At 60.4% G+C, this 26189-nt stretch carries 32 protein-coding genes and 1 other RNA gene; 17 read left to right on the top strand and 16 right to left on the bottom strand.

What is annotated here, in order from left to right:
* Positions 1–53 precede the first annotated feature (53 nt).
* On the top strand, positions 54–491 hold the full coding sequence (locus tag ACWNRM_RS14130; RefSeq protein ID WP_485171330.1) for a DUF2778 domain-containing protein: 438 nt from the start codon (positions 54–56) through the stop codon (positions 489–491).
* Positions 488–739, top strand: a complete 252-nt coding sequence (locus tag ACWNRM_RS14125; protein WP_485171331.1) for a hypothetical protein — start codon at positions 488–490, stop codon at positions 737–739. Before ACWNRM_RS14130 ends, ACWNRM_RS14125 begins: the two co-directional genes overlap by 4 nt.
* Before the next feature lie 73 nt (positions 740–812).
* Here ACWNRM_RS14125 and ACWNRM_RS14120 read toward each other — a convergent pair whose 3' ends face one another.
* The 5 genes from ACWNRM_RS14120 to ACWNRM_RS14100 form a co-directional block, all read right to left on the bottom strand.
* Positions 813–1022, bottom strand: a complete 210-nt coding sequence (locus ACWNRM_RS14120) for a ribbon-helix-helix domain-containing protein (protein WP_485171332.1) — start codon at positions 1020–1022, stop codon at positions 813–815.
* Positions 1015–2076 (bottom strand): tRNA epoxyqueuosine(34) reductase QueG, encoded by a 1062-nt coding sequence (gene queG, locus ACWNRM_RS14115; RefSeq protein WP_485171333.1) that lies wholly within the window; start codon positions 2074–2076, stop codon positions 1015–1017. The genes ACWNRM_RS14120 and queG overlap by 8 nt, the downstream gene beginning before the upstream one ends.
* 13 nt (positions 2077–2089) lie before the next feature.
* Positions 2090–3262, bottom strand: a complete 1173-nt coding sequence (tgt, locus tag ACWNRM_RS14110) for a tRNA guanosine(34) transglycosylase Tgt (RefSeq protein ID WP_485171334.1) — start codon at positions 3260–3262, stop codon at positions 2090–2092.
* On the bottom strand, positions 3259–4296 hold the full coding sequence (queA, locus tag ACWNRM_RS14105; RefSeq protein WP_485171335.1) for a tRNA preQ1(34) S-adenosylmethionine ribosyltransferase-isomerase QueA: 1038 nt from the start codon (positions 4294–4296) through the stop codon (positions 3259–3261). Before queA ends, tgt begins: the two co-directional genes overlap by 4 nt.
* A gap of 80 nt (positions 4297–4376) precedes the next feature.
* The gene (locus ACWNRM_RS14100; RefSeq protein WP_485171336.1) at positions 4377–5390 is read right to left on the bottom strand and encodes a LysR family transcriptional regulator; all 1014 of its coding nucleotides are present in this window, start codon (positions 5388–5390) and stop codon (positions 4377–4379) included.
* A 171-nt stretch (positions 5391–5561) separates the two neighbouring features.
* On the opposite strand from ACWNRM_RS14100, the gene ACWNRM_RS14095 reads away from it, so the two are divergent.
* The 5 genes from ACWNRM_RS14095 (at position 5562) to ACWNRM_RS14075 (ending at position 8569) form a co-directional block, all read left to right on the top strand.
* On the top strand, positions 5562–6173 hold the full coding sequence (locus tag ACWNRM_RS14095) for an FMN-dependent NADH-azoreductase (RefSeq protein WP_485171337.1): 612 nt from the start codon (positions 5562–5564) through the stop codon (positions 6171–6173).
* Positions 6174–6204: 31 nt separating this feature from the next.
* Entirely contained in the window at positions 6205–6822 is a 618-nt protein-coding gene (locus tag ACWNRM_RS14090; protein WP_485171338.1) for a YceI family protein, read from the top strand.
* A gap of 121 nt (positions 6823–6943) precedes the next feature.
* The gene (locus ACWNRM_RS14085; RefSeq protein WP_485171339.1) at positions 6944–7570 is read left to right on the top strand and encodes a cytochrome b; all 627 of its coding nucleotides are present in this window, start codon (positions 6944–6946) and stop codon (positions 7568–7570) included.
* Entirely contained in the window at positions 7567–8193 is a 627-nt protein-coding gene (locus ACWNRM_RS14080; protein ID WP_485171340.1) for a YceI family protein, read from the top strand. Before ACWNRM_RS14085 ends, ACWNRM_RS14080 begins: the two co-directional genes overlap by 4 nt.
* 151 nt (positions 8194–8344) lie before the next feature.
* Positions 8345–8569, top strand: a complete 225-nt coding sequence (locus ACWNRM_RS14075) for a hypothetical protein (RefSeq protein ID WP_023979083.1) — start codon at positions 8345–8347, stop codon at positions 8567–8569.
* An 81-nt stretch (positions 8570–8650) separates the two neighbouring features.
* On the opposite strand, the gene ACWNRM_RS14070 is transcribed toward ACWNRM_RS14075, so the two are convergent.
* The 3 genes from ACWNRM_RS14070 to ACWNRM_RS14060 are packed head-to-tail and all read right to left on the bottom strand — an operon-like array spanning position 8651 to position 10779.
* Entirely contained in the window at positions 8651–9043 is a 393-nt protein-coding gene (locus ACWNRM_RS14070) for a VOC family protein (RefSeq protein ID WP_023979082.1), read from the bottom strand.
* Positions 9044–9076: 33 nt separating this feature from the next.
* Complete coding sequence (locus ACWNRM_RS14065; protein ID WP_485171341.1) at positions 9077–10216, bottom strand: AbrB family transcriptional regulator; 1140 nt, start codon at positions 10214–10216, stop codon at positions 9077–9079.
* Positions 10213–10779 (bottom strand): hydrolase, encoded by a 567-nt coding sequence (locus ACWNRM_RS14060; protein ID WP_485171342.1) that lies wholly within the window; start codon positions 10777–10779, stop codon positions 10213–10215. The genes ACWNRM_RS14065 and ACWNRM_RS14060 overlap by 4 nt, the downstream gene beginning before the upstream one ends.
* Before the next feature lie 17 nt (positions 10780–10796).
* Between ACWNRM_RS14060 and ACWNRM_RS14055 the strand changes: the two genes are divergently transcribed.
* Positions 10797–11414: a TetR/AcrR family transcriptional regulator gene (locus tag ACWNRM_RS14055; protein ID WP_485171343.1), complete on the top strand. Its 618-nt coding sequence runs from the start codon at positions 10797–10799 to the stop codon at positions 11412–11414.
* A gap of 111 nt (positions 11415–11525) precedes the next feature.
* On the opposite strand, the gene ACWNRM_RS14050 is transcribed toward ACWNRM_RS14055, so the two are convergent.
* On the bottom strand, positions 11526–12050 hold the full coding sequence (locus tag ACWNRM_RS14050) for an SspB family protein (RefSeq protein ID WP_023979078.1): 525 nt from the start codon (positions 12048–12050) through the stop codon (positions 11526–11528).
* Positions 12051–12300: 250 nt separating this feature from the next.
* Positions 12301–12633, bottom strand: a transfer-messenger RNA (tmRNA) gene (gene ssrA / locus ACWNRM_RS14045).
* Between the two features lie 171 nt (positions 12634–12804).
* Here ssrA and thyX point away from each other — a divergent pair.
* Positions 12805–13713: an FAD-dependent thymidylate synthase gene (gene thyX / locus ACWNRM_RS14040; RefSeq protein WP_485171344.1), complete on the top strand. Its 909-nt coding sequence runs from the start codon at positions 12805–12807 to the stop codon at positions 13711–13713.
* A 4-nt stretch (positions 13714–13717) separates the two neighbouring features.
* Complete coding sequence (locus tag ACWNRM_RS14035; RefSeq protein WP_485171345.1) at positions 13718–13963, top strand: hypothetical protein; 246 nt, start codon at positions 13718–13720, stop codon at positions 13961–13963.
* A gap of 103 nt (positions 13964–14066) precedes the next feature.
* Here ACWNRM_RS14035 and ACWNRM_RS14030 read toward each other — a convergent pair whose 3' ends face one another.
* On the bottom strand, positions 14067–14444 hold the full coding sequence (locus ACWNRM_RS14030; RefSeq protein ID WP_485171346.1) for a hypothetical protein: 378 nt from the start codon (positions 14442–14444) through the stop codon (positions 14067–14069).
* 178 nt (positions 14445–14622) lie between these two features.
* Here ACWNRM_RS14030 and ACWNRM_RS14025 point away from each other — a divergent pair, with 178 nt between their 5' ends.
* Complete coding sequence (locus tag ACWNRM_RS14025) at positions 14623–14835, top strand: hypothetical protein (RefSeq protein WP_485171347.1); 213 nt, start codon at positions 14623–14625, stop codon at positions 14833–14835.
* A gap of 425 nt (positions 14836–15260) precedes the next feature.
* A complete protein-coding gene (locus tag ACWNRM_RS14020) occupies positions 15261–15890 on the top strand; it encodes a transglycosylase SLT domain-containing protein (protein WP_485172240.1) in 630 nt (209 codons plus the stop codon).
* A gap of 162 nt (positions 15891–16052) precedes the next feature.
* On the opposite strand, the gene ACWNRM_RS14015 is transcribed toward ACWNRM_RS14020, so the two are convergent.
* Positions 16053–16994 carry a hydrogen peroxide-inducible genes activator gene (locus ACWNRM_RS14015; RefSeq protein WP_485171349.1) on the bottom strand — a complete coding sequence of 314 codons (942 nt, stop codon included), beginning with the start codon at positions 16992–16994 and terminating at the stop codon, positions 16053–16055.
* Between the two features lie 143 nt (positions 16995–17137).
* Here ACWNRM_RS14015 and ahpC point away from each other — a divergent pair, with 143 nt between their 5' ends.
* The 4 genes from ahpC (at position 17138) to ACWNRM_RS13995 (ending at position 21638) form a co-directional block, all read left to right on the top strand.
* A complete protein-coding gene (gene ahpC / locus ACWNRM_RS14010; RefSeq protein WP_023979070.1) occupies positions 17138–17701 on the top strand; it encodes an alkyl hydroperoxide reductase subunit C in 564 nt (187 codons plus the stop codon).
* Positions 17702–17784: 83 nt separating this feature from the next.
* Positions 17785–19344 (top strand): alkyl hydroperoxide reductase subunit F, encoded by a 1560-nt coding sequence (ahpF, locus tag ACWNRM_RS14005; protein WP_485171357.1) that lies wholly within the window; start codon positions 17785–17787, stop codon positions 19342–19344.
* 139 nt (positions 19345–19483) lie between these two features.
* Positions 19484–20596, top strand: coding sequence for a DNA topoisomerase IB (locus tag ACWNRM_RS14000; RefSeq protein WP_485171350.1), 1113 nt, complete (start codon positions 19484–19486; stop codon positions 20594–20596).
* Between the two features lie 58 nt (positions 20597–20654).
* Entirely contained in the window at positions 20655–21638 is a 984-nt protein-coding gene (locus ACWNRM_RS13995) for an aldo/keto reductase (RefSeq protein ID WP_485171351.1), read from the top strand.
* Positions 21639–21763: 125 nt separating this feature from the next.
* Here ACWNRM_RS13995 and ACWNRM_RS13990 read toward each other — a convergent pair whose 3' ends face one another.
* The 3 genes from ACWNRM_RS13990 to ACWNRM_RS13980 form a co-directional block, all read right to left on the bottom strand.
* Positions 21764–23194: a calcium-binding protein gene (locus ACWNRM_RS13990; protein ID WP_485171352.1), complete on the bottom strand. Its 1431-nt coding sequence runs from the start codon at positions 23192–23194 to the stop codon at positions 21764–21766.
* Positions 23195–23491: 297 nt separating this feature from the next.
* Positions 23492–24028: a DNA starvation/stationary phase protection protein Dps gene (gene dps, locus ACWNRM_RS13985; protein ID WP_485171353.1), complete on the bottom strand. Its 537-nt coding sequence runs from the start codon at positions 24026–24028 to the stop codon at positions 23492–23494.
* A 231-nt stretch (positions 24029–24259) separates the two neighbouring features.
* Positions 24260–24637 (bottom strand): AtzH-like domain-containing protein, encoded by a 378-nt coding sequence (locus tag ACWNRM_RS13980; RefSeq protein ID WP_485171354.1) that lies wholly within the window; start codon positions 24635–24637, stop codon positions 24260–24262.
* Between the two features lie 50 nt (positions 24638–24687).
* On the opposite strand from ACWNRM_RS13980, the gene ACWNRM_RS13975 reads away from it, so the two are divergent.
* Positions 24688–25899: an MFS transporter gene (locus tag ACWNRM_RS13975; protein ID WP_485171355.1), complete on the top strand. Its 1212-nt coding sequence runs from the start codon at positions 24688–24690 to the stop codon at positions 25897–25899.
* A gap of 46 nt (positions 25900–25945) precedes the next feature.
* Here ACWNRM_RS13975 and ACWNRM_RS13970 read toward each other — a convergent pair.
* Positions 25946–26189: transposase (locus tag ACWNRM_RS13970; RefSeq protein ID WP_485171356.1), on the bottom strand; the 244-nt coding region annotated here is incomplete at its 5' end.

The following is a 26189-nucleotide window of genomic DNA, read 5'->3' as shown; positions in this document are numbered from 1 at the left end:
CGGAGGCAACTCACTTGTCCGCGCATTGTGTGTTTTACCTCAACGAAAGAGATGTGTCGGTACTGACCTGCGTTGGGTTCGGCTCTTTTCCTGCCTATTCCGGGTCAGGCGACTTCACCAACCGCGCTGCGGCTGCCAGCAACAGGAATAATGGTCCTCTCCCACCGGGGCTTTACCATATCCTTGACCGGCAGTGCGGAGGTCGACTGGGCGTCGTCAGGGATCATGTCGGTGATTTCTTCGCGGGTACCCGTCGTCAGGACTGGTTCGCCCTCTACCGTGATGACGGCATCATAGACGATCAGACATCGATAGACGGCATCAGGCGCGGGGCTTTCCGGCTGCACCCGGTCGGGTTCTGGGGGATCAGCAAGGGATGCATCACATTGCCTGAAACCCATGATTTCTATCGCCTGCGTGAGTTCCTGCTCGCTCAATCGCCGGCCTATGTGAACGGGATGCGGTCTTACGGAACGCTGGACGTCAGATGAAAGCGCTTGTCACCCTGCTGGTCGCCGTTCTGGTCTATCTCGCTCTGGGTAATGCGACCCATCACTACTTTGCCTGGTCGGGTCGAAGCTGGAAGATCCTGTCGCCCGTCTTTTACGTCAATGACGCTCTCGCGCTGGGCCTGAGTCAGGCCAGCATCATCATGACGACCATGATGCTCGTCAGCCTCATTCTGGCCTATGTCATCGTGACAGGGCTGGGTGCGTTGATGAGCCGCCGCAAGGCCTGAATTCCGCAGGATACAGCAGGCAGTGTTCGCAGTCGTGACAATTCGGGTCGCCTTGAGCGTTACCGGATCGCGCTCAGGAATTGCGTAGAAAGGCCAGACAGGCGACGCGCAGTGCCGAGGCAAGCGGGCGTTCCGGCGGGCGGGTTGCATCGATACTGGCGATCAGGGAAGCCAGGGAATTGTCAGCACTCATTTCCTCCAGCACGGCCCAGAATTCAGGCTCCAGAGCGATGCTGGTGCGGTGGCGTGACAACGTGAAGCTGCGTTTGACGAGATCACTCATTGTCTTCGTGACCCAGCAACTCGGCTCGTGCCCATTCTGCCGCTTCAGCCACCATCGGGTTCTCGTCCCTGGTCAGGGTTTCGATCAGGGCCAGATGGTCAGTGTTGTGCGAATTCCCGAGCGCGATCAGAACATTGCGCACAAAGCGGTTGCGGCCGATGCGCTTGATAGGCGAGCCGGAGAAAAAGCTGCGAAATCCGGCATCGTCCAGACGGGCCAGATCGTCCAGCCGGGGCGCCATCAGATCGGCACGGGGCTGGAGCTTCATATGGCGCGAGGTCGCGGCAAAACGGTTCCACGGGCAGGCATTCAGGCAGTCGTCACAGCCATAGATGCGATTGCCCATCGCCTTGCGAAATTCGACCGGAATCGGCCCGTCATGCTCGATGGTGAGATAGGCGATGCAGCGTCGCGCATCGAGCGCATACGGGCGCGGAAAGGCATCGGTGGGGCAGACGGTCAGGCAGCGCGTGCAACTGCCGCAGGATCCGGCGCGTCGTGGTGACGGGGTGAGGTCGAGTGTGGTGTAGATTTCACCCAGAAGCAGCCATGACCCATGATCGCGGGAGACGACATTGGTATGTTTGCCTTGCCAGCCAAGCTGGGCTTGCTCGGCCAGTGGCTTTTCCATGATCGGCGCCGTATCGACAAACACCTTTACCTGTGTGCCATCGCCACCGATATCCTGACGCACCACGAATTGCGCCAGATGCTTGAGCATGCCCTTGAGGACATCATGATAATCGCGATGACGGGCATAGACCGAGATCGTGCCGGTATCGGGTTGGTCGAGTGTTTCGGCGGGATCGGCTTCAGGTGCGTAGGACAGGCCAAGTGAGATCACGCTGCGGACCTCGGGCCAAAGGGCCCTGGGGTCGCCACGCTGGTCGATGCGCTGTTCCATCCAGCTCATGGTACCGTGCCGCCCGTCTTCCACGAACTGGCGCAGCCGCGTGCGGGCTTCTTCGGGCAGGGTGGCGTCACAGAACCCGATCGCATCGAAGCCGAGATGCCGCGCATGGTCGGCGATGCGGTCTTCGATGCTCTTGCTCATGGGGCAGAGGGCGTCATGGGACGGGTGGCCAGTCCGGCTGGGGGAATTCGTCCTGCGTCCAGTCTCCCGCGGCCCAGCCGGCACGCAGGGCAAGCGCTTTCTGCGGCAAGGTGCCGTCCACGATGGCCGCGCGTATCTCACGCATCAGGCGCTGGTAATAGGCAAGATTATGCCAGGTCAGCAGCATCGGGCCCAGAATTTCATTGGCGCGGAACAGGTGATGCAGATAGGCGCGGCTATGGCGTGAACAGGCCAGACAATCGCAATCGGGGCTGATCGGGCGATTATCCTCGGCATGGCGGGCATTGCGCAGATTGAGCGTGCCGCGCTCGGTATAGGCGCGCGCCGTGCGGCCTGCACGTGTGGGCATGACGCAATCGAACATGTCCACACCGCGTTCCACACCGCCCAGCAAATCATCGGGGGTGCCCACGCCCATCAGATAGCGTGCATGGTCCTGCGGCAGGAGCGGGGTGGTGAAATCAAGCGTCGAGAACATGAGTTCCTGACCTTCACCCACCGCCAGACCGCCGATGGCATAGCCCTCAAAACCGATATCGGTCAGCGCCTTGGCCGAGCGAGCGCGCAGATCGCGTTCCGTGCCGCCCTGCACGATACCGAACTGTCCGTAGCCGGGGCGCTGCACGAAGGCCTCGCGCGAGCGGGCCGCCCAGCGCATGGACAATTCCATGGAGGATTCGAGGCGCTCCGGCGTGGCGGGCAGGGCGGGGCATTCATCGAAGCACATGGTGATGGTGGCATCCAGCGCGTGCTGGATGTCGGTGCTGCTTTCCGGCGTCAGGCGATGCTTCGAGCCATCGATATGGGAGTTGAACGTCACCCCGTCCTGATCGAGCTTGCGCAGCGCGCCGAGCGACATGACCTGAAAGCCGCCTGAATCGGTCAGGATCGGGCCGGACCAGTCCATCATGCGATGCAGGCCGCCCATCTTGCGCACGCGTTCGGCGCCGGGGCGCAGCATGAGGTGATAGGTATTGCCCAGAATGATACCCGCACCCGTCGAGCGTACGGCATCCATGGTCATGGCCTTGACCGTGCCCACCGTGCCCACCGGCATGAACGTAGGCGTCGGAATCGTACCATGGGCGGTATGCAGATGGCCTGCACGCGCCTGACCGCAACGGGCCTCGGCCTTCCACTGCATTTTCGTGGCGGAGTCGGTCATGGGGCGCGGTCCAGCAAGCAGGCATCTCCGTAGGAATAGAAGCGAAAGCCCTCGGCAATCGCGTGACGATAGGCCTCGCGCATGGTCTCGGTTCCGGCCAGGGCACAGACGAGCATGAACAGGGTCGAGCGCGGCAAATGGAAATTGGTCATCAGCCGATCAACCGCACGGAAACGATAGCCCGGCTTGATGAAAATGGATGTCTCCCCCTCCCACGGATGCACGATGCCCTGCACATCGGCGGCGCTCTCAAGCAGACGCAGGCTGGTCGTGCCGACGGCCACGATTTTCCGGCCACTGGCGCGGGTGTCGTTGATGAGCTGTGCCGTCTGGGCGTCGATGCGGCCCCATTCGGCGTGCATCTTGTGTGTGGCAATCTCGTCACGCACGGGCAGGAAGGTGCCCGCTCCCACATGCAGGGTGAGGGTGTGGCGCTTTACGCCGCGCGCATCGAGAGCGGCCAGGACCTCGGGCGTGAAATGCAGCCCTGCCGTGGGTGCCGCAACGGCGCCCTTGTAACGCTCGAAAATCGTGGCGTAGTCGCTGTCATCCTGCGCCGTCGGGCCGGTGGGGCGGTCGATATAAGGCGGCAGGGCAAGAACGCCAGCGCGTTTGAGGAAGTCGTCAAAGGCCTTGCCCTCGGCGGAGAAGCGCATGGAGATTGCCCCATCGCCTTCATTCTCGACCACTTCAGCGGTTACGGGATCCGTGCCGAAATGCAGTGTGTCGCCCGGCTTCAGCTTGCGGGCGTTTTTCGCCAGCGCATGCCAGCTGCCATCGCTCAGGATACGATCAAGCGTGATCCCGATTTTGGCTTCACCGCGTCGTGCCGCGAGCTGGGCACGGATGACCGCCGTATCATTGGCAATCAGCAGATCGCCGGGTTCGAGCAGGCTGGGCAGATCGCTGATACGCGTCTCGGCCAGAGGCTGACCGGCAGCAACACGCAACAGGCGGGCGCTGTCACGCGGGCGGGCGGGTTCCAGAGCGATATTTTCGCGCGGAAGATCGAAATCGAAATCGGATATCTGCATGGGCGGCTTCGTTTAGGCCAGATCCGGCCTGAAATACCAGTGCAAATAATCCTTTCCTCTCCCCACCGTCGCATGCGTCGTCAGGGGAGAACTGGCTGCGTGGAGCGGCAGGCCCCGGTCGTGATTTGCGGTTGAAGCTGCCCATCGGGGAGGCTGTGACCGCTCCGGGGCAAGCCGGCATCCTCAGCCTCGGCCTGATGGCCTGGACAGAGCTTGAGGTGGTCGATCAGCCAGCGCCCCGCCGGGCCGGGCGGCTCGGCTGTTGGGTAGACAGCGGTCATGGGCATGGCCGATCCGCCGGGGATGAAGCCGTCAATATCGAGTTCGACAAGCCTGCCGGAGTCCAGATCGGCCCTGATGCTGTGGACCGGCATGCCGCCCCAGCCAAGCCCGCCAAGCAGGAAGTGATGCTTGGCGTAGAGATCGGCCAGACGCCAGGTCGAGGGTGAGAAAATGCCACGCTCGCGCCCGGCGGAAAGGGAGGTACGATCCGTCAGCACAAGCTGCACATGCCGGGCAAGTTCCTCACGTGGAATGGGACCTTCGTGACGGGCCAGGGGGTGCTCGGCCGAGGCCACCATCATGAACCGGATATCGCCCAGAACTTCCGAGGAGAGCGCGTCGGGCAGATCGGGGAGGGGGCCTGCAATGCCGATACGGGCCCGTGAATCGAGGATCGGCTCGAACACGCCTCCAAGCGCCTCGACATAAAGGCGCAGCGGCGTGTGGGGAAAGGTCTCGCGAAAGCCACGTGCCACGCGCGTCATGCGATCCATGGGAAAGAACACATCGACCACGACCGATAATTCCGGCTCGATCCCCGATGACATGCCGTAAGCGCGTGCCTTCATGTGGTCCACGCCCAGTACGATGCCGCGTGCATCCGCCAGAAGGGTCTCGCCCGCCTTGGTAAGCTGCGGGTAGCGCCCCATACGGTCAAAAAGCGCGACACCCATCTGGGATTCCAGCGTGGCGATCATCTCGCTTATGGCGGGTTGCGACCGGCGGAAGCGTCGGGCGGCGGCGGAAAAGCTGCCATCATCGGCGGCGGCAATGAAAACGCGTAGCTGATCGAGCGAGATACGGTCCAGCATTGAGCGTCTTCCTTGCCTGATTATCCATAACCTGAAGCGATACTACCTATCGGAATATATCAAGTGTCCAGATGGATCAACATATGGGACGGTGCGCTCCACACGGCAGCAGGTGAGGCCCGATACGGGCCGCCCGTCGCCTCATCGACGCTGTATTCAGGAGCGTAGCCCATGAAAATTCTTCATATCGATTCCAGCATTCTTGGTGACAATTCGGCCAGCCGGGTCCTGACGGCCGAGACGATCTCGCATCTGAAGGCGTCGCATCCCGGCGCTGAAATCACCTATCACGATCTGGCTGCGCACCCGATCCCGGTGCTCAGCGCCGAACATGTTGCAGCGCGGTTCGGCGCTGAGGTGACCGACGAGACGATTCAGGCCGATCTGGCGCGTGGCAATGCTCATGTGGATGAGCTGTTTGGCGCCGATGTGATCGTCATTGCCGTGCCGATGTACAATTTCACCGTCCCGGCCCAGCTCAAGAACTGGATCGACCGTGTCGTGGTGGCAGGCAAGACGTTCAGCTATGGCGAGAACGGTCCCGCTGGCCTTGTGCCCCCCGGCAAGAAGGTCGTGCTGATTTCGACGCGCGGCGGCAATTACACACCGGGCAACCCGGCTGCCGTCATGGACCATCAGGAGCCCTATATGAGCGCGGTTCTGGGCTTTCTGGGCCTGAAAGACATCACCTGGATCCGCGCCGAAGGTCTGAGCCGCGGGCCGGAAGCCCGTGAGGCCGCCTTCAAGGCCGCCCGGGCCGAGATCGCCGCCCTTTCTTTCTGATCAGTCAACCCTCATGCAAGGATCATCGGTTGTGAACAAGTCTTTCCTCGCCGGTCTCACGCTCGTCACCTCTCTGGCGGCATTGCCGCAGGCTCATGCCCAGAAGGGCGGGACCCCTGACCCCAAGGCCGTGCAGGCCGGCACCTATGCGGTCGAGCCCTATCATACGCAGGTCGGCTTTACGCTCCTGCATATGGGGTTCACCAATTTCTCGGGTTTTTTCTCGCAGGCATCGGGGTCGCTCACGCTCGACCCGGCCCATATCGACGCGGCGAAGCTTGATGTGACCCTGCCGATCGCCTCGGTCCAGACCACGGTGGCCAAGCTGGATGGTGAACTCAAGGGCGCGGACTGGTTCGATGCCGACAAGTTCCCGACGGCGCATTTCGTTTCGACGCATATCGTGCGCAATGGCACCGGCATGGCGAGCATCAGTGGTGATCTCACCCTGCATGGTGTCACGCGTCCTGTCACCTTCAAGGCGAAGCTGATCGGCAGCGGCGTCAACCCGCTCGACAAGAAGGAGACGGTCGGGTTTGAAGGCAATGCGACCATCTCGCGTAGCGCCTTCGGTGTGTCGCGCTACGTCCCGCTGGTGGGCGATGCCGTAACCCTGCACATCGCTGCGGCTTTCGAGCGCCAGTCCTGAGCGGGGCACAACGCCCCTGACAAGGGCCCGGGATATCCGGGCCCTTCAAAGTGGATCGGTGCCGTTCTCCGATCGGACAGCATGACGCCGGCATGGGTCAGGTCAGTTGGGTAAGAAGAGAATGACTCGTCGCGACGCACCGCAAAGCACAAGCCGCCCCGCAGACGGGGCGGGGTCCACGCGGCGCTATGACCCGGTTGCCATAACGCTTCACTGGGTCATGGCTCTTGGTATCCTCACGCTGATCGGCATCGGGCTGGTCATGGTCCATGGCACGCTTAGCCCATCCAGACTGTTTGCCCTGTATCAGCTGCACAAATCGATTGGCATCACGATCCTGATCGCCGCCTGTCTGCGTCTGATGTGGCGGTTCGTTCGTCCGCCACCGCCTCTACCCCCGGACATGGCGCCGGGTGAGAGGCGTCTGGCAGGGCTGGCCCATCTTGCCCTGTATGCCGAGATGATCGGGCTGCCGCTTACGGGCTGGGCCGTTGTATCGAGTTCGGTGTTTGCCATCCCGACCGTATTGTTTGGCGTCATCCCCTGGCCTGATCTGCCATGGCTCTCATCACTGCCTGACAAGAAGCCGGTCGAGGCTGTTTTCTCGGCGATCCATGCCTATGGGGCCTATCTGCTGATTGCGCTCATTGTGCTGCACGGGTTTGCGGCCCTGCGCCACCATTTCGTGCTGCATGACGAGGTGCTTGCCCGCATGCTGCCGAGTTTTCTGCGGAGATCCCGTCGATGAATGTTCAGTTTCGCGCCTTGCCTGCGCGGCAGATGATTGCCCTGTTTTCAGTTCTTGTGCCCATGGCAGGAGCGACCCTTGCCAGTGCGCAGGATGTCACCGGACCCTCTGCGAAGGGGCTGCCCTCAAGCTGGGTGGTGGACAAGGCGCATAGCCGGTTCGGTTTTACCGGAACCCAGACCGGGACGCTGTTTGAGGGAAGTTTCACGCAGTATGAGCCGCAGATAGCGCTCGACCCTGCCCACCCTGAGACAGGGCAGATCGACATGACAATCGATCTGGCCAGCGCACAAACCGGCGACAGGCAACGTGACACGGCCCTGCCCGGATCGGACTGGTTCGACACAGCGACGTTCCCCAAAGCCCATTTTGTGTCGAACGCAATCCGCCGTGTTCAGGGCGATCAGTATCAGGCCAGCGGCACACTCACCCTGCGCGGTGTCACGCAACCCGTGACGCTGGACTTCACCCTGGATGTCACAGGGGAGACCGCTCATGCGAAAGGCCATGCCGATCTGCTGCGCAGTCGCTTCGGCGTGGGGCAGGGACCGTGGTCGACAGGGCAGTGGGTGGCGCTTGAAGTGTCGGTGGTTTTCGATCTGACAGCGCATCGCGCGGGCTGAGGCCTGGGTACTCTTGGAACGGTTAATGCTTCCCGCGTCAGACGCCATCTCCTTCGCGCTATGTCAGCGTGGAAAACCACCCCCGTATCGGGGGGTGGAGTGATGGCTGTTTTCCGCTAGATTGGGGGAACGTTTCTTACGGAGGTAAACCATGTCCTATGCTGCTCTCGATGCCGCGCGTGTCGCCAAGGCGTCCAAATCTGCCCTCACTGCGCTGGGTCAGGTGAAGGAACAGTCCGAAACCCATGTCCGCAAGACGATCATGGTCGAACGTATCGAGGCGCTGGCCAGCGCCGCTGCTGAGACCAGCCTGCCGGGAGGTGGGCTCGTGACCCTTACCTCGGAAGAGTTCTGGCTGATCAGCAAGAACTGGTAAGGCACGCCTCACGGGTCAGGGCATGGCAGATAATGGCCAGTGCCCTGACATGTAGTCATGACCCGATAGAAGGGTGAGGTCTTACCCCTGATAGGAAGCGATTTCGATCAGGTTCCTGTCAGGATCATGAATATAGACCGACGTAATGGGCCCAAGGGCGCCGATACGGGTGACCGGTCCCTCAATGACCGCCACACCGCATTTATCCAGATGACGGATGATGTTTTCCGAGTCGATGGCGGTGGTGAAGCACAGATCGCTGACACCCGGGGCAGCGGATTCCGCGGTCGTCCAGCCTTCTGACTCCATAGGGCGCAGGTTGATCTTCTGGCCACCGAAGCTCAGGGAGACACGGTTGTTGCGACCGTATTCCTCGATTTCCATCCCAAGGACACGCTGATACCAGTTGGCGGAGAGTGCACGGTCACGAACCGTAAGAACGATATGGTCTAGACGATCAACAGTGAAGCGCATGAAGGATCGAACCTCGGCTGGCGGGGGCGTATATCAAGCACTATCAGTGTTCCGGGCCGTCTGACTAGAGACAGCATCGGGCTCGGGGGGCAGAAACCGGGCCAGCGTTGTCGCAATGCGCGGCGCAATCACCAGCAGCGACAAAAAGCGCGCCACCTGCATGGCCATGACGAAGGGCATGTTGATGGGGGTCGAGGCTGCGATAATGGCAATCGAGTCAGCGCCGCCGGGGCTCGTCGCCAGATAGGCGCTCAGCACATCCACATGGGCAATATGGGCAAGGGGCCAGGACAGCAGGGCGCAACCGCCAATCAGGATGAGCGTCGAAAGTGTGACGGCGGGCAGGGTGCGCCAGACATGGTGCATGACATCGCGGGTGAAGCGTCGCCCGACCATCCAGCCTATCACCATATAGCTCGGGACGAGCAGGAAATGGGGCAGGGCGTAATGCACGCCGAAACCAGCCTGAAGGATAACCCCGCCCGCCATGCTCAGCAGCAAAGGCGCGGCACCATGACGCACGAAACGCGCCAGCAGAACCGCGCAGGCACTGACGGCAAGGCAGGGCCACAGCGTCGCGGCTTCATGGCCGATCAGGTGAAGGGCTGTTTCCGGCATCCCGACCTGACTGGTCAGGCTGGCGTGAGAGGTGCTGGCGTCATGCGGCACAGGGCGGTGCGCACTGGTGATATGGGCAATGATCGATGTCGTGAGCGTTACCAGCAACACGCGCAGATACACCATGAAGGCCACAAGCCTTTGATCCGCGCCATAGGCCTCGCAAAGCAGCAGCATGGCTGTGGCAGCCCCCGGAGAGGCACCCCACAGGGCCGTACTGCCGGGCATGACGCGCAAGCGCGCCAGCACCCAGCCAAGGGCAAAGCTCATGACGATGACCGAGAACACCCCACCCAGGAAGATACTCCATTGCGACAGGATTTCACGCAGAACGCCAAGGGTCAGGCTATGCGCCATGAGCTGCCCGATGACCGCCTGAGCCACAACGGGCAGCGTGCGGTGCAGCGGTATGACACGGCCCGAAACGGCCACGGCAATGGCCGCGACCATCGCGCCGATCAGCAGGGCAGCAGGCAGGCCCAGCAGGGTGAGCCCGCCACCCAGCAAAGCGGAAAGGGTAATCAGCCCCAGCCAGAGCGACGCCTGACCTTTCATGCGTCGAACGCGATCTCGTCGCTGCGTGTGACACGGCACAGGCGCGGAAAGACATGGGTTACCGCCATGCTGTGCAGATCGGCATTGAGCGAGGTGCAGGCATCCTCGGGCACGACCACATCATAGCCGAGTTCCCAGGCGTGACGCAGGGTCGATTCCACGCCAAAATTCGTGGCGATACCGGCGAGGATGATCGTCCGGATGCCCCGGCGGCGGAGTTGCAGATCCAGATCGGTTCCTGTGAAGGCGCCCCATTGCTTCTTGAGTACGACAAGATCACCCGGCTGCTGAAGGTCCGGGGCAAAGTCGCTCCAGTCTGCGGGCAGGGGGCTGGACGAGGCGAGAGGCTTGTCCACGTTATGGGGCGGCGCATCGGCAAAATTCGGGGCGAAGCCGACATGCACCAGAATGACCGGGGCACCGGCCTGACGGGCCTGCTCCGCAAGTTTCATGTTGCGCGACAGAACCTCTTGGCCCGTATGGGGGGTGACGGGCATACTCAATATGCCTTTCTGAAGATCGATCAGCACGAGCGCCGTTGTCTTGGGATCGAGAGCAAGCATGGGAGAACCCTTCTCTGATGGAAACGTCACCCGCCACTTATGCGAGGGAATCCTCGCATAAGTCAAACGCAATTGCGCCCAAGAGGCAGCGCGGGCGCGAGAGAGTGGCGCGTATCCTCGATGCTGCCGGGGCAGTTTTTGCCGAAAAAGGGGTCGATGGGACGACCATGACCGAGATCGCCGCGCGCTCGGGCACGGCCATCGGGTCGCTCTACCGGTTCTTTCCCACCAAGGAGAGCATTGCCGCGACACTTCTTGAGCGGTTCATCCATGACCGCCTTGCCGTGCTCGATCAGCTTTGCGAGACCGTCCAGCCCGGAGCGGGGGGAGAACTGGCCCGTGCGCTGCTGGATGTCTGGCTGGATAAGCGTGAGGAGCGCGATTACACGACGCTGCTTCTGGCGGCACGACCCGACGCCGAGCACCACACGGCGCAGTGGCGCGCCCAGTTTCAGGGCCGTGTGGTGCATATTCTGGAGAAGGCAGAACCCGGAGCACAAGCCAGTGCCGCTGCGCGTGGCGTCGTGCTGCTGCACCTCCTCAAACTTGCCCCTCAACTGGTCAGGAGCGAGGCCGACAAGAATGTCAGGACGGAAATGGAAAAGCTCGTTCTGGGGCTTGTGAACGCGGCTTGAGGATCAAGGCCGGTCTACTGCGGTGCCGGTCAGGATGACTGGAAGACAAAAGGGCGCCGCAAGGACGCCCTTTTGGGGGGGGGGGGTGTCGTCAGAGCGCGGTAGTCGCGTTCAGTGAGGGCGCTTGCGGAAAGCGTCGAGACTGACAACCTGGCCATCCTCGCTGGCCGCCGGGTGGGTGGCTTCGGCCTCCTCGGGTTCGGCTTCGGGCTCTTCGGTTTCAGCGGCCATTTCGCCCGGTGCAACCGTGAAGCGCAGGGCCATGCGGATATGCGGGTCAGCAAAGGCCGTGATGGCGGCAAAGGGAATGACGAGAACGCTGCCGATCCCCCCGAAGGAGAGGCCGACGGATACCGTCATGGCGTCGCGGTCTACCTTCAGATCCCAGAACTGATGCTGCAGCACGATTGTCATGTCATGCGGGTATTGCGCACGCAGACGATCGGGAATGATGACGCCCGGATAATCGGTCAGAAAGGTGAGGTAGAAATGATGCTCGCCCGGCAGCCCTTCGGCGCCCGCATAATCGAGAGCACGCAGCATGACTTCGCGATAGGCATCTTCAACCCACTCATCGTAAGGCAGCAGGCTTTCTGGCAGTTCGTGATCCATGCCGTCACCCTGATCATCATTCATTCTGGAAGATCCATCTTGCGAAAACTGATCACGCAGGGATGCGACGTTTCATGCGGGATGGCAAGGCCTTGCGGGGAGACGTGGTATTTCACCCATGCTCAGGCTGAACCCGCCCCGACCGCATTGTGTGGCCCTGTCGCGCCATAGGACGCTTCTTGCGGGAGCGCGCCACACCCGAAACTCCGGGCGATGGCTGTTCTGGCAGAACTGGCCTCTGGGGTTGCTATGTGGAGTTCATGTTGATTTGAAAAGTGGGAGGGCTTCTGTTGCCCGGTGCCCTCCCGAACCGCGCTTATCGCTTATGCAGCGACAGCGAGCACCTTTGTGTTATCATTGGCACTTGTGATTTAGCCCGATAACGGCGGTACAATGCCGGGCAAAAGATAAGTCTTTACCACGCACGTCGAGCCTGTTTCGTCCCCTGACTTTCCGTTGGGCAGAGCCCTCGGGAAGGAATGGTGGAGACGCCGGGCACTGCCCCCGGGTCCGTAACGATTATTCCACTTACCGTTTATCGCCATAGCCAAGGGCAAGCCCTCCGGCACCGATGCATATAGGGTGTTGCTGTGCGCCCGGCAAGGGGTGGTTTGCTGCCGCGTTCCGCGCGTCACACCAAGCCGGTTGAATCGTGATGAACCATGAGTGCCGGTTTCCTGATGGCACCTGATATGTAGGGGTGTCGGAAGCGGACAAATTGTCTCGCAAGGCGAAGTGCAGGTGTCTAAGCCGGTATTCCTGTGGTAAGCCTCGGCCTATGCCGCTGACACCAGAACAACGCGCCGAGATCGACGCCTCCCGCCTTACGCCCTCTCAGACGAGCCGGCCGACCGTGCCTGCCTTGGAGGCGATTCTCTTCAATCCGATCGAGCTGCTCGACCACGGTTTCGTTCGTGTGGTCGATTACATGGGCGATGATGGCGCGGTGGTACAGGCTGCGCGCGTGTCCTATGGGCGCGGCACCAAGAAGGTGTCCGAGGATACCGGGTTGATCCGGTATCTGATGCGTCATCGTCACTCGACGCCGTTCGAGATGTGCGAGATCAAGTTCCACGTAAAGCTGCCGGTATTCGTGGCGCGCCAGTGGATTCGCCATCGTATGGCGAACGTGAACGAGTATTCGGCGCGTTATTCGATTCTCGACCGCGAGTTCTATCTGCCCGATCCCGCGCAGGTTTCCGCCCAGAGCGTTTCCAACCGTCAGGGTCGTGCCGAGGCGCTTTCGCCCGACAAGGCCGCCGAGGTGCTGGACCTGCTGCGTCAGGACGCCTCGCGTTGCTACGACAATTACGAGACGATGCTCGACCCCGAGGGCTATGGTCTGGCGCGTGAACTTGCGCGCATGAACCTGACGCTCAACACCTATACGCAGTGGTACTGGAAGATTGACCTCCATAACCTGCTGCACTTCCTGAGCCTGCGTGCTGACAGCCACGCGCAGTATGAGATCCGGGTCTATGCCGAGGCGATGCTCGATATCCTGCGTGCCTGGGTGCCCATCACGGCATCGGCCTTCGAGGACTACCGACTGGGCGCGTTCACTTTCTCGGCAGGCATGATTGCTGTGTTGCAGCGCCAGCTGGCCGGTGAGAGTGTGACACAGGCTGATTCAGGGTTGAGCAAGCGCGAATGGGACGAAATGCAGGCCGTTCTGGTCAAGGGCTGACCTGGTGAGCGATCTGCATCGCATCATGAAGGACGGGGTGCCTGACCCCGAGCCGCCGCGCAAACTCCCCTCGATCATGCCCTGGGCGATCGTTGCGCTTGTTCTGGTGCTGATATCGCTCGGCATAAGGCTGTTCTGGCCCATCCCCACCGCCGAGAAACTGCCGCTCTGCGATCCTTCTGCAAAGGCGCAGACGGCGTGCGTGCGTACCAATCCGGTACCGGCGCCAGCGGCGAACCCGACGCACTGAGTTTGCTCCGGCCACCGGGCTACGCGCCTGCCGATGACCGGATAGTCTCATTATCCCTGAGTGGAATGAACGCCCCACCCTGCCTGTGTCGGCACAGCGTCAATCAGGAGTCGAGCCCCATCCAGCCGGGATGACGATGCTCGATCCAGGCAAGGAGCCTGCCGCTCCATCGACGCAGGAGGGGAATATCTTCCGCCAGCAGAAAAAAGCCTAAAGGCAGCATCCAGACGCCAAGGACGGGCAGGAAAGCCAGGCAACCTCCGACCATGAAGAGAAGCCCCGCCGGAATACGGATCCAGATCCGCGACGGTGCAAGCAGCCAGCGCACGGTTTTCGCGAGGCGTGCGGGTAAGCGGTCGATCAGCAGCCCGAGCCGACGTCGCCGCTCGGCTTCATCGCGCTCGGCCTTACTTCTCTGGCCTGCAGGCTGAACGGTGTCATGGGCGGGGGCCGGGTTCGTGAAAGTTGGGTCTCTGGTCATGGTTTTCATTACTGCTCAAGGGTGGCGTGCGACGATCCCCCTGTGTGACGCTGTCGGAAAAGTGAGGGATTCCGCAGTGGGTCTGACCGAAACCCCGAAGCCTGCGGCTGGTTCTGCATCCAACCCGGAAAACAATACCGGGGATGAACAAGAAGGCCCGACGAGGAGGTAAAATCCCATGATGTATCCGACACTGGACAGCCTGTACGAGGCAATAAAGACTGGCGAAGTTGGCCTGGCATCCTCACTCCCCACCTATGGCGGCGAGGAGCCCTTAAACGCCCCTGAAATCTGGTCCTGGGACGCTGATCGCTACATGGTGGGCAGCTGCGCTGCTGATCTCTCGCTCGTCCCCCGCGATGAATGGCGCGGCGTCACGACGGAGCGCTGAACCGCTCAAGCAGCCCCCGGCTTGTCTTGTCAGGCTGATCGGGGGGCAGAGGTTCGACGTTCAGGCGGTCGTTAAGGCCAGGCACCAGATCGCAGCCGGAGGGGCGGATGGTCCAGCCGCGTCCTGATGACGATGGGCAGCGTAAGGGCTGTGCTTAGAAGGCATCAGAGCTCACCGCCATCCCATTTTGACCCTATACCCGGTACGACAGTAAGGGGCCAAAGCCTTTGTGTTGTATGAGGGAGTGCCAGGGCGATCGGGTCAGCATCTTTCCAGGGGGCACTGCACGGTACCGAAAGATACTCCTGGTGCTGCCACGCCAGCCGATCAACCATAAGCCCGACATAATTTGTGTTATGACAGAAGCGCCCGGACGATATGTCGGGGCGTGGTGTGGCAACAGGTTCCGAGGGGTGGTGTCGATCTTGTCGTCCAGAAAATCGGTGAGGCGTCTTGGCCTCGCAGGCGGTTGCCTCGTGCCCTTAAGCCTCGCTGCCTGTACGCCCACGCCGCCTGCGCATCCTGATGATATCTGCTCGGTCTTTCACGAAAAGCGGGGCTGGTACCACGCGGCGCTGCGTCAGGAGAAGAAATGGAACGTACCATTCTCCGTTCCTATGGCGATCATGTATCAGGAATCCGGCTATCACAGTAACCTGCATACGAAGCGCACCTATATCCTGTGGTTCATTCCCTGGGGCTATGTCACCACAGCTTACGGGTACCCGCAGGCCAAGACGGATATCTGGCAGGATTATCAGAGAGCGACCGACACGAGCGCAAGTCGGGAGAATTTTTCCGACTCGCTCGATTTCATCAACTGGTACATGACCAATACCCACAAGCAGAACCGTGTGCCGGTGACGGATGGCATGAGGCAGTATCTTGCCTACCATGAAGGGTGGGGCGGCTATCGCAAGCGCTCCTATGCCAGCAAGGGGTGGCTCATGACCGTCGCGCGCAAGGTAGGTGCACGGGCAAACGTCTATGCGGCGCAATATGCCAGCTGTGAGAACGACCTCAAGGATAAGGGGTTCTGGAGCTGGCTTTTCTAGATATCCTGCATCAGATTAATTCCATGCAGTTAATATGGCCGGCAGATCTGATCGGTGCATTTGCATGGCACAGACGACGCCAGGTTGGTTCTACCCTCCCGCGAGGCCTCGATCCGGTTCAGTGACGAGAAGGGGCGCGGCCCATGATGTCCGGGCGTCGTCTCAGGCGGTGACAGCTGGTCGGCACCCTTCAGGGATATGACGTGCCAGAAAGGACGCAAACTCGCGAAAGGCCGGGCCACGCGGATCGGAGCTGCGCCAGACCAGACCGATCTGACGACTGGCCGAGGGAAGCGCGCGTGTGACTACCAGTTCGTCCCATTCGGCGCGGTTGCGCAGGGCAAGTTGCGGAATGAGCGAATAGCCCTCGCCGGCACCGATCATGTGCCAGAGCATTTCCAGACTGGTTGCAAGGCGTTGCTGGTCGCGCATGGGCATCATGCCGCAGACAGCCAGCGCCTGGTCACGCAGGCAATGGCCATCTTCCAGAAGCAGCAGCCCGTTTTCGCCGTGATCGCTCGCGAGATCCTGCATGGCGAGGGTTTCACGCTCTGCCAGAGGGTGCGTGCGAGGGAAGACAGCCAGAAAGGGCTCCTCAAACAGGGGCGCGGTCTCGAAGCTCTCTCCCGAAATGGGCAGGGCCGCGAAGACGAGATCCAGCTCATTCTGACGCAGGCGGGCCAGCATCGTGTTGGTCAGGCTCTCGGTCAGCTGCAATTTCAGTTCCGGATAGGACCGGCGCAACAGGGGCAGAAGGCTCGGCACATAATAGGGGCCCAGCGTTGCGATGACGCCTATGCGCAGCAATCCTTCCAACGGGCCCGTGCGGGCACGGGCCGCTTCGATCATGGCGCGTGCAGATGCCAGAACCTCGCGGCCCATGGCAATCAGTCGGATACCATCGGGCGTCGGGGCCACATGGCGGCGTGAGCGCTCGAACAGTGTGACATCGAGCAGCATTTCGAGCTTGCGGACCTGCTCCGATAATCCAGCCTGGCTTACACCACATCGTTCGGCGGCACGCGAGAAATTGCGAAGATCATCGACAGCCACCACATACTCGATGTCACGCAGGGAAAGCCCGGAAAGAGGTATATAGGTCATGTCTATAGATAGGACCAATGCGACCGGTTTGTGAAAGCGGTTTTGCCTATATCTGCCATTGACAGAAACGATTTCCGGGGCGTTCGTGTTCGTGGGACAACGAGCCCGTCATCAAACAGAGATGTGAAAAGGGAGCATATCGCATGCCACGCATCAATTCGACCGTGAAGCCTTTCGAGACCGACGCCTATCATGATGGCAAGTTCATCAAGGTGTCTGAAGCCGATGTGAAGGGGAAGTGGTCTGTCTTCTTCTTCTACCCCGCTGATTTCACCTTCGTCTGCCCGACCGAACTTGAAGACCTCGCGGAGAATTACGAGACCTTCAAGCAGCTTGGCGTCGAGATCTACTCGGTCTCCACCGACAAGCACTTCACACACAAGGCATGGCACGACACGTCGCCGGCTATCGGCAAGATCAAGTATGTGATGCTGGCCGACCCGACGGGCACGATCAGCCGCAACTTCGATGTCATGATCGAGGAAGCCGGAATGGCCGATCGCGGCACGTTCCTGATCGATCCGGAAGGCAAGATCCAGTACATCGAAGTCACTTCCGGTGGCGTCGGTCGCTCGGCTGCCGAGCTGATCGAGAAGATCCGCGCAGCCCAGTATGTGGCGTCGCATCCGGGCGAAGTCTGCCCTGCGAAGTGGAAAGAGGGTGAAGCCACCCTGTCTCCGTCGCTCGACCTGATCGGCAAGATCTGAGGTCGTCTGGCCCGGCTTTCATGCCGGGCCAACCCCGCCGGAATAATCCGGCGCAGTTTTTCGGAAAGAGCAGGATCAGCCTGATGTTGCAGGACCCCATCAAGTCACAGCTTTCGACCTATCTCGCCAATCTGGGCCACCCGGTCGTGCTTGAAGCGTCCCTCGACGGGAGCGCGAAAGCGCGGGAGATGGGTGAACTCCTTCAGGAAGTTGCTGCCCTTTCCGATAAAGTGACCTATTCGGAAGACGGTGTCAGCGAGCGTCGTCCGTCCTTCCTGATCCGTCGTGGCGACAGCCGACATGGCGTGAATTTTGCGGCCATCCCGATGGGGCATGAATTCACTTCCTTCGTGCTGGCATTGCTTCAGGCGGGTGGCCATCCGCCCAAGATCGAGCCGGCAATTGCCGAGCAGATCAAGGGGCTTGCAGGCGAGTTCCGCTTCGAGATCTTCGTCTCGCTGTCGTGCCAGAACTGCCCTGATGTGGTGCAGGCCCTGAACGCCATGAGCATGATCAACCCGGCCATCAATGTCACGACCATCGACGGTGCCCTGTTCCAGGAGGAAGTGGCATCGAAGAACATCATGACTGTGCCGCAGGTCTATCTGAACGGCATGGCCTTCGGTTCTGGCCGCATGGACGTGAACCAGATCCTTGCCAAGCTGGATGACGACGCCCCGCGTCGTGCGGCAGAACGTCTGAAGGACATGCCTGCCTTCGATGTGCTGATCATCGGCAGCGGCCCTGCCGGTGCGTCGGCTGCCATCTATGCTGCACGCAAGGGACTGCGGACGGGGCTTGTGGCTGATCGCTTTGGCGGTCAGGTCATGGACACGGCCGGGATCGAGAACTTCATCTCGATCAAGGAAACTGAGGGACCCAAGCTCTCCGCCCAGCTCGAAGCCCATGTGCGCAGCTATGATGTGGAGATCATCTCCGGTCAGCGTGCCAAGGAACTCTTCCCCGCTGCACGGCCGGGTGGGCTGCATGGCATCGCGCTTGAGAGCGGTGCGATCCTGCACAGCCGCACGGTCATCCTGACCACAGGAGCCCACTGGCGTCAGCTGGGTGTGCCGGGTGAGGAGCAGTATCGCACCAAGGGTGTGGCCTATTGCCCGCATTGCGATGGCCCGTTCTACAAGGGCAAGCGTGTTGCCGTGGCTGGCGGCGGCAATAGTGGTGTCGAGGCGGCCATCGATCTGGCGGGTATCGTCGGTCATGTCACGTTGTTGCAGCGCAGCTCCAAGCTCAAGGCTGACAAGGTGTTGCAGGACAAGCTGCGCAGCCTGCCCAATGTGACGGTTCTGACCGAGGCGCTGACGAGCCGCATTGAAGGTGATGGCAGCAAGGTCAACGGCCTGACTTATCGCGGTGGCGATGGCAAGGACCACAGGATCGATCTGGAAGGTGTGTTCGTCCAGATCGGGCTGCTGCCCAACACCGAGTGGCTGCGCAATACGCTGGCACTGAACGATTTTGGCGAGATCAAGGTGGATGATCACGGCGCAACCTCTGTTCCGGGCGTCTTTGCCGCAGGCGATGCGACGACGACGCCCTACAAGCAGATCGTGATTGCCGTGGGCGAGGGGGCGAAGAGCGCCCTTTCCGCCTTCGACTATCTGATCCGTTTGCCTGCGGAGTAACGTCTGCGGGGACAATCGGGCACGGGTCCGGCCGTGGACTTGCAGGGCAGGGGCAGGAGGGGGAACCCTCCTGCCCTTGTCGCGCTTTTCTCCACCCATGCACGGGGACCAGCCCGTGCGAAGCGGGAGAATGGGCGCCATGCAAAGCCAGACAACAGCGAGTGCCGAGCAGGAGGCGCGTCAACACGCCCGGTCCGCTCGCCTGACCTATGTGGACCGCTCCGGCCCCGGTATTACCCGCCATCGCGCAGGTAAGGGTTTTTTCTATCGCGACCCTTCGGGAGATCGTATCACCGCCCCGGAAGAACTCACCCGTATCAAGGGGCTCGCAATTCCTCCCGCCTATCGGGACGTATGGATTTGCGCCAACCCGAAGGGGCATCTGCAGGCGGTGGGCAAGGACAGCCGGAACCGGCTGCAATATCGCTACCACCCCAGATGGCGCCTGATCCGTGACGAGGACAAATTCGCGCGTATGCTGGTCTTTGGCGACAAGCTGCCTCTGATACGACAGCGCGTGGATGACGACCTCAGACATCCCGGCCTCAATCGGGCGCGCGTGCTGGCTGCCGTGGTGCGCCTTATGGAACGCACAATGGCGCGTATTGGCAACGAGACCTACGCCCGGGATAATCGCAGCTTTGGCCTGACGACACTCAGGCACCGGCACGCGCATATCGAGGGAGGAAAGCTGGCGCTGGACTTCAGGGGCAAACACGGGATCGAGGCACATCTTGACGTGCGCGACCCCAAACTCGTCCGCGTGATTTCACGGCTGCAGGATCTGCCCGGACAGAAACTGTTCCAGTATCTCGATGATGAGGGCGAACCGCACGAGATCCACTCTCAGGACGTGAATGCCTATCTGCAGGAAATCAGCGGAGAGGATATCACCGCCAAGGATTTCCGGACCTGGGCGGCGACCCATCTGGCAGCGCTGACGCTGTCCAGCCTCGAGGCAAGCGACAGCCGGGCCAGGGCCAAGAAAAACATCCTGCGCACGATCGAGCATGTCGCGTCCCAACTGGGGAACACCCCGTCCGTGTGCCGCAAATGCTATATCCATCCGCAGATCCTGACCGGTTATCTAGACGGAAGCCTGCGTAAAGCCTTTGCCCGTCAGGCTGAGACCCTGTTGGAACAGGAGAGCGCACGCACGAGCCTGAGCGCCGATGAGGCGCTCATGGTGGGGTATCTGAGCCGCTTGCTTGATAAACCTGCCAAAAGACCATCGTCTCGCAAGAAACCCTGACCCGCGCCCCGCTTTGTGTCTGCCGGATTGGAAGTTTTGCAGGTAAAGGGGTCGGTCTATGGAATATCGCGTTCTTGGAGCATCAGGGCTGCGCGTCTCGGCTTTGGGGCTGGGCTGCATGGGGATGAGCCAGTCCTACGGTGCTGCCGATGAACGCGAGAGCCTGGCCACACTCGACCGCGCGATAGAGCGTGGCATTACCCTGTTCGATACGGCTGAGGTCTACGGGCCATTTCTGAATGAGGAGCTGCTGGGCCGCGCTCTGGCAGGACGGCGCAGCGCCCTCAAGCTCGCCACAAAATTCGGCTTCAAGATCGACAATGGAAAATCCTGCGGCGTCGATAGTCGCCCCGATCATATCCGGGAAGTGGTCGAGGCGTCGCTGCGACGTCTGCAGACCGACCATATCGACCTGCTCTATCAGCATCGTGTGGACCCGGCCGTGCCCATGGCCGATGTGGCGGGCGCGGTGGCGCGGCTTGTCGAGGAGGGGAAGGTTCTGCATTTCGGCCTCTCGGAAGCTGGCACAACCGCGATCAGGCAGGCTCACGCCGTGCATCCCGTCACAGCGGTGCAGAGCGAATATTCGTTGTGGGAACGTAACGTAGAGGTCGATATTCTGCCCACCCTGCGCGAGCTGGGGATTGGTTTCGTGCCGTTCAGCCCGCTGGGCCGTGGCTTCCTGACCGGAACGGCGAAGCCTGCGGAATCCTATCCGGCAAGTGATTTTCGCCATTCTGATCCACGTTTTCAGGGCGAGGCTTTTGCAGCCAATCAGAAGGCCGCAGAGACTGTCGGGGTCATCGCGCGCCAGCATGATGCGACACCAGCGCAGATCGCCTTGGCATGGCTGATGGCGAAGGGGCAGGACATTGTGCCCATTCCGGGTACCAAGCGGCAGAGTTATCTGGATGAAAATCTCGGCGCACTGGATGTGCGTCTCGACCATCAGACTATCACCATTCTCGATCAGGCGCTTTCTGCCGAAAAGGTCATGGGCAAGCGCTACAACGAAAGCAATATGGCTTTCGTAAATCGCTGATCCAGAGCGCTGCGGACAGGTAAAGCCGGGTAGGCGGGAAGAATGTTCCTGTATTGATCAGACGACACATCTTTGCTTATGCGTCATCTTGAAAACCCTGTATGCCGTCAAAGGATGGCTGTGGATCAACTGATATCGAAACTGCTGGCCTTCAGATCAGTCACGCCCATGAACGTTACCTTCATGTTGTTATCGAGCATGATGGCGGTATTGCCGCCTGAAACAGTCGCCGTTGCCAGCAGGTTTTTGATGGCGGCATCGGCGTCAGCCGGTTTGTAGTTGTACATGAAAAACTTGTTGCCGCTCGCGGCTGCAAAATCGGTGATGGTAATGTCACCTGCTGTATGACCGGCCAGTACGCCGAATGTGTTCGCTGCTTCTGTGCCGCCGGTTACGGTGGCATAGGTCTCGCCGTCGTGCCCGCTGTATTGCGTACCGAATACGAAGTGATCAGCTGCCTGACTGCCGATGATCGTCTGCTGTCCTGCTCCGGTCCAGGCCTCGAACGTGCCGTGAGACGACGAGGCATCGATCATTTCCACGCTGCTGCTTCCAGACTGGTTGCCCGTCCAGAGTGCTGCCTGGGTCGCATCAATGCTGGCAGTAAGGCCGTCGGCACCCCAGAGTGTCGCCTGATTCGCGGCGATATTGGTCGAGCCAGTGCCAGCGATGAACCGGAGCGAACCCGAGACACTGAGTGCGTGCCCGCTACCTCGAAGAACGGTCAGATCGCCAAGTGCCGAAACCGTGTCGTTGGTGGCGCCGGAAAGCGTGCCGTTATTGCCCGTGAATGTAATCGTCGATCCCTGACCTGACTGCACCGTACTGTCACTGCCTACCTTTATGGTGCTGCCGGTGGTGGCATCATCAATGACGAGACTGTTGCTGCCTAGAGTGACAAGGGTATTGCCGCCCGCCAAGGTGAGGGAGGTCTTGCCACCTTCCTGCCCGGTTATGGTGTCCTGTCCTTCGGACATGACATCGTTCGTTCCCTGCTGAAGCTGGATCAGGTTGCGGCCTGTCCCGGCATCGATCGTGTTGACGCCGTTTGTCGCAAGAATCGTGTCATTGCCTTCACCGGTTATGATGGTCCAGCTGGCGCTTTGTGTATTGCCGTTGAAATAATTATCACCGGATATGCCAAGAAAGTTCCCGTTGCTTTCGCCCGCTTCGTAGGTCAGGCCGGCCGTACTGCCACCGAGAACGGAAAGGGTGGCTGTCGGATCGATGCCGGAGCCGTCAATGGTTACGCGATCCCCCAAAAGACCCTGGCTGGATTGGTTGCCAGAACCAGCCCAACCGCCAACGCCAATGAAGTCATAGGTGCCAAGAGGGGCGAAACTGCCGCCTGTGGTGACAAAGCCCTGGAGCAGCGTGTTGCTCCCGGTTGTCACCTTGGCATTCGTATCGGAAAGCAGGACAGTCGTGAGATTGTTGCGTGTATAGGCATCAGACATCTGCTGCGCGTAGGTCTGCGCGAGCGCCTGCGCCTTGCCACCCCCGACTGTGACCTGAATGGCTGTGCCTGACGTCCCTACAATTGTGACAATGCTCAAAACAATTCACCCTCTGTTACGAGCCCGAGGGCACCGCAGAGAATTTCCGTCAAAGATCATCTAAAATCTATATCGGTTACGCTATTTTTAGACTCTTGACGGTGTGCAATTGTTTTCGAGCGTTAAATTTCATCAAGATGCAGATTGGCGATGAAATATTGGGCGCATATTAATTGTTTTTATAGAGAGATTTAGAAAGTCGTATCTGACCCGACTAATGGGTCATAAAAAAAGCCCTGTCGCCTCATTGGGGACAGGGCTCTGATTATTTCTTCCTATAAGGAAGGAAAAAAGCGTTTATCGAGCGCCCTTGTGATCGCCATCGCGCATTTCGCCTGTCGGCTCCTGCGTGTGGGCTTCAAGGAACCACAGATGCTTGTCGAGCGCGCGCGAGGCTTCGGTGAACAGGTCGGCCGTGTCAGCATCCCCTGCCTCATCCGTCACATCGATGGATTCACGCACGTTGTTTGCGACTGTTGCGTAGCGGTCGATCAAGGCGGAGATATGATCGGCGATCTTGTAGACGTCTGTGGGGTAGGGCGTGCAGGCCGATTTCTTGGAAACATCCTGCACTGTGCCGTAGGCGGTGCCGCCGAGCTGCACAGCGCGTTCGGCAACCTTGTCTACCAGATCGTCAACGCTGTCACGGAAGCCATCGAGCATTTCGTGCACGCCAATGAACTGTGGCCCCTTGAGGTTCCAGTGTGCCTGCTTCGTGATCAGCGCCAGATCGATCAGATCGGCGAGGCGGGCATTGAGCGTTTCAATCGACACGGTCTTGGCGTTGGACTTCAGAGCATTCTGGGTCGTGTGCATCGCGTGTTTCGTGGTCATTGATCTACCCTAACAAGTTTGATGTCGGACATTCGCGCAAAGCGATGATCCCCAAACGTGCCCGAGGGAAACCGGTTGCGCCAAAGCTTCGTCAAATGGGGGCTCTTATTCATGTCGAATAGTTCATCATGGCGCGAAGGACGCCGTCGCCAGCCACGACAACCCTTGATGCTTTGTTGGCTCTATCCTGTGTCTCATATCCTGAATACTGAACGATAAGACGTCGGCGGCTCAGTCGAGAAACGACACATGCGCGACAATGACTCTCCACGCCGCGCCCTGCCGGATCCAGGTCTGGCTTTGACGTCCGATGCGTCCGGTACGCGGATTGCGAAACAGGATGGTGACGCAACCGGCATCGACACCGAGCGCAATGATGTCGCGTCGCAGACGTTCACGGGGGGGAGCGCCTCCTGTGCGCTGTCGGCGAAAGGCGGCAATTTCCTCCGGCCCGAAAAGGTTTTCAGTCGCGCCGAGGCGGATCACGTTCGGTTGATTACTGAACAACGCATCAAGGGCGGTGACATCATTTTGCGCCAGAGCCTCTTCGTATTGGTCCGAAGCTAGGGTAAGGGCAGAAATCGTCTCGGGGTATGCGGTAAGGTCCATGGGCGCGCCCTTATTCACGGGAATCATTCTTCATACTGGCTGAGGGTGGCATGAGCAGCTTGGGATCTGGCGATCTGGCTCGGTCGATGCGCGATATTCGCATCATATTTTTTAGTCTTGGGCTCGGGGCCTTTGCAATCGGCACGGCAGAATTTGCCGCCATGAGCCTCGTGCCGATGATCGCGCACAGCTTTGGCGTGACCGACCCGGAGGCGGGCCATGCCATTGTGCTCTATGCCGCCGGTGTGTGCGTCGGGGCACCAACCATTGCGCTTTTCAGCGCAGGGATCAGCCGACGTACCATGTTGATCAGCATGATGCTGCTTTACATGATTGGTAACGGTGTCAGCGCGATTGCACCGAATTATGTGCTGTTTCTCGCCTGCCGGTTCATCAGTGGTTTGCCGCATGGCGCCTATTTCGGCATTGCCGGCATTCTGGCCTCATCACTTGTGCCGCCCAACAAGCGCTCCCAGGCTGTGGGCCGTGTCATTCTGGGCCTGACCATTGCCACCATCGGTGGTGTGCCGCTGGCGAATGGTATCGGTCAGATTGTCGGCTGGCGCTGGGCTTTCGCTCTTATCGCCTTTCTGGCGCTGTGCACTGCCGCTCTGCTGAGTATCTTTGCTCCCAAGGATGCGCCACGCAAGGATGCCAGTATCCTCAACGAATTCACGGCGCTCAAGCTGCGACAGGTCTGGCTGACGCTTGCCATCGGTGCGGTGGGCTTTGGCAGCGTGTTCTGCGTCTATACCTATCTCGCCTCGATCATGATCAACGTTACACAGGTACCGGAATCCTATGTGCCGATCATGCTGGCGGTTTTCGGTGTGGGCATGACAATCGGTACGCTGGTCTGTGCCTGGCTTGCCGATCACAAGATGATGCCAACCCTTGCGGGTGTGCTGCTCATGGGGGCTGCATCGATGGCGGGCTTTCCCGAGGCTGCGCATAAATTCGTGCCTCTCGCCATCAACGTGTTCATGATCGGTGCCAGCGGCGGTCTTGCCACTGTGGTGCAGGCGCGGTTGCTGACTGTGGCGGTTGGCGCGGAAGGCCTCGCCGCTGCACTGAACCAGAGTGCTTTCAACATCGCCAATGCGGTCGGCCCCTGGCTGGGTGGGCTTGCGATTTCGGCGGGGCTTGGATGGACGTCAGTTGGCTGGGTGGGGCTCGCGCTTTCGCTTGGCGGGTTCGGCATCTATGTGCTGAGCATTGCCGACGAATTCAGGACCAAGAAGAACAACATACCCCGCGTGTGAGCCGGGGCGGGAGAGGGGAACGCCCTCTCTCTAGAGCGTTTTCCTCTCAATCTGGCTCGTATCCAGCGGCGGTGAAGAAGTTGGCACATTCTGCGGGCGCGACCTGATCGATGAGTTTGCCGATCCTCTTCCAAAGCCCGTCGCGGGTGCGTTCGGCGGCGCAGCGGAGATGGGCCTTGAGTTTGGAAAACGCCATCTCGATCGGGTTGAAGTCCGGGCTGTAAGGCGGCAGGAACCGCAGGCTGGCTCCGGCGGCCTCGATCGCCGCCTGCACGCCCGGCCCCTTGTGC

It is taken from the genome of Asaia sp. A2 (assembly GCF_057319415.1).
This window is presented reverse-complemented; position numbering and strand designations above follow the sequence as displayed.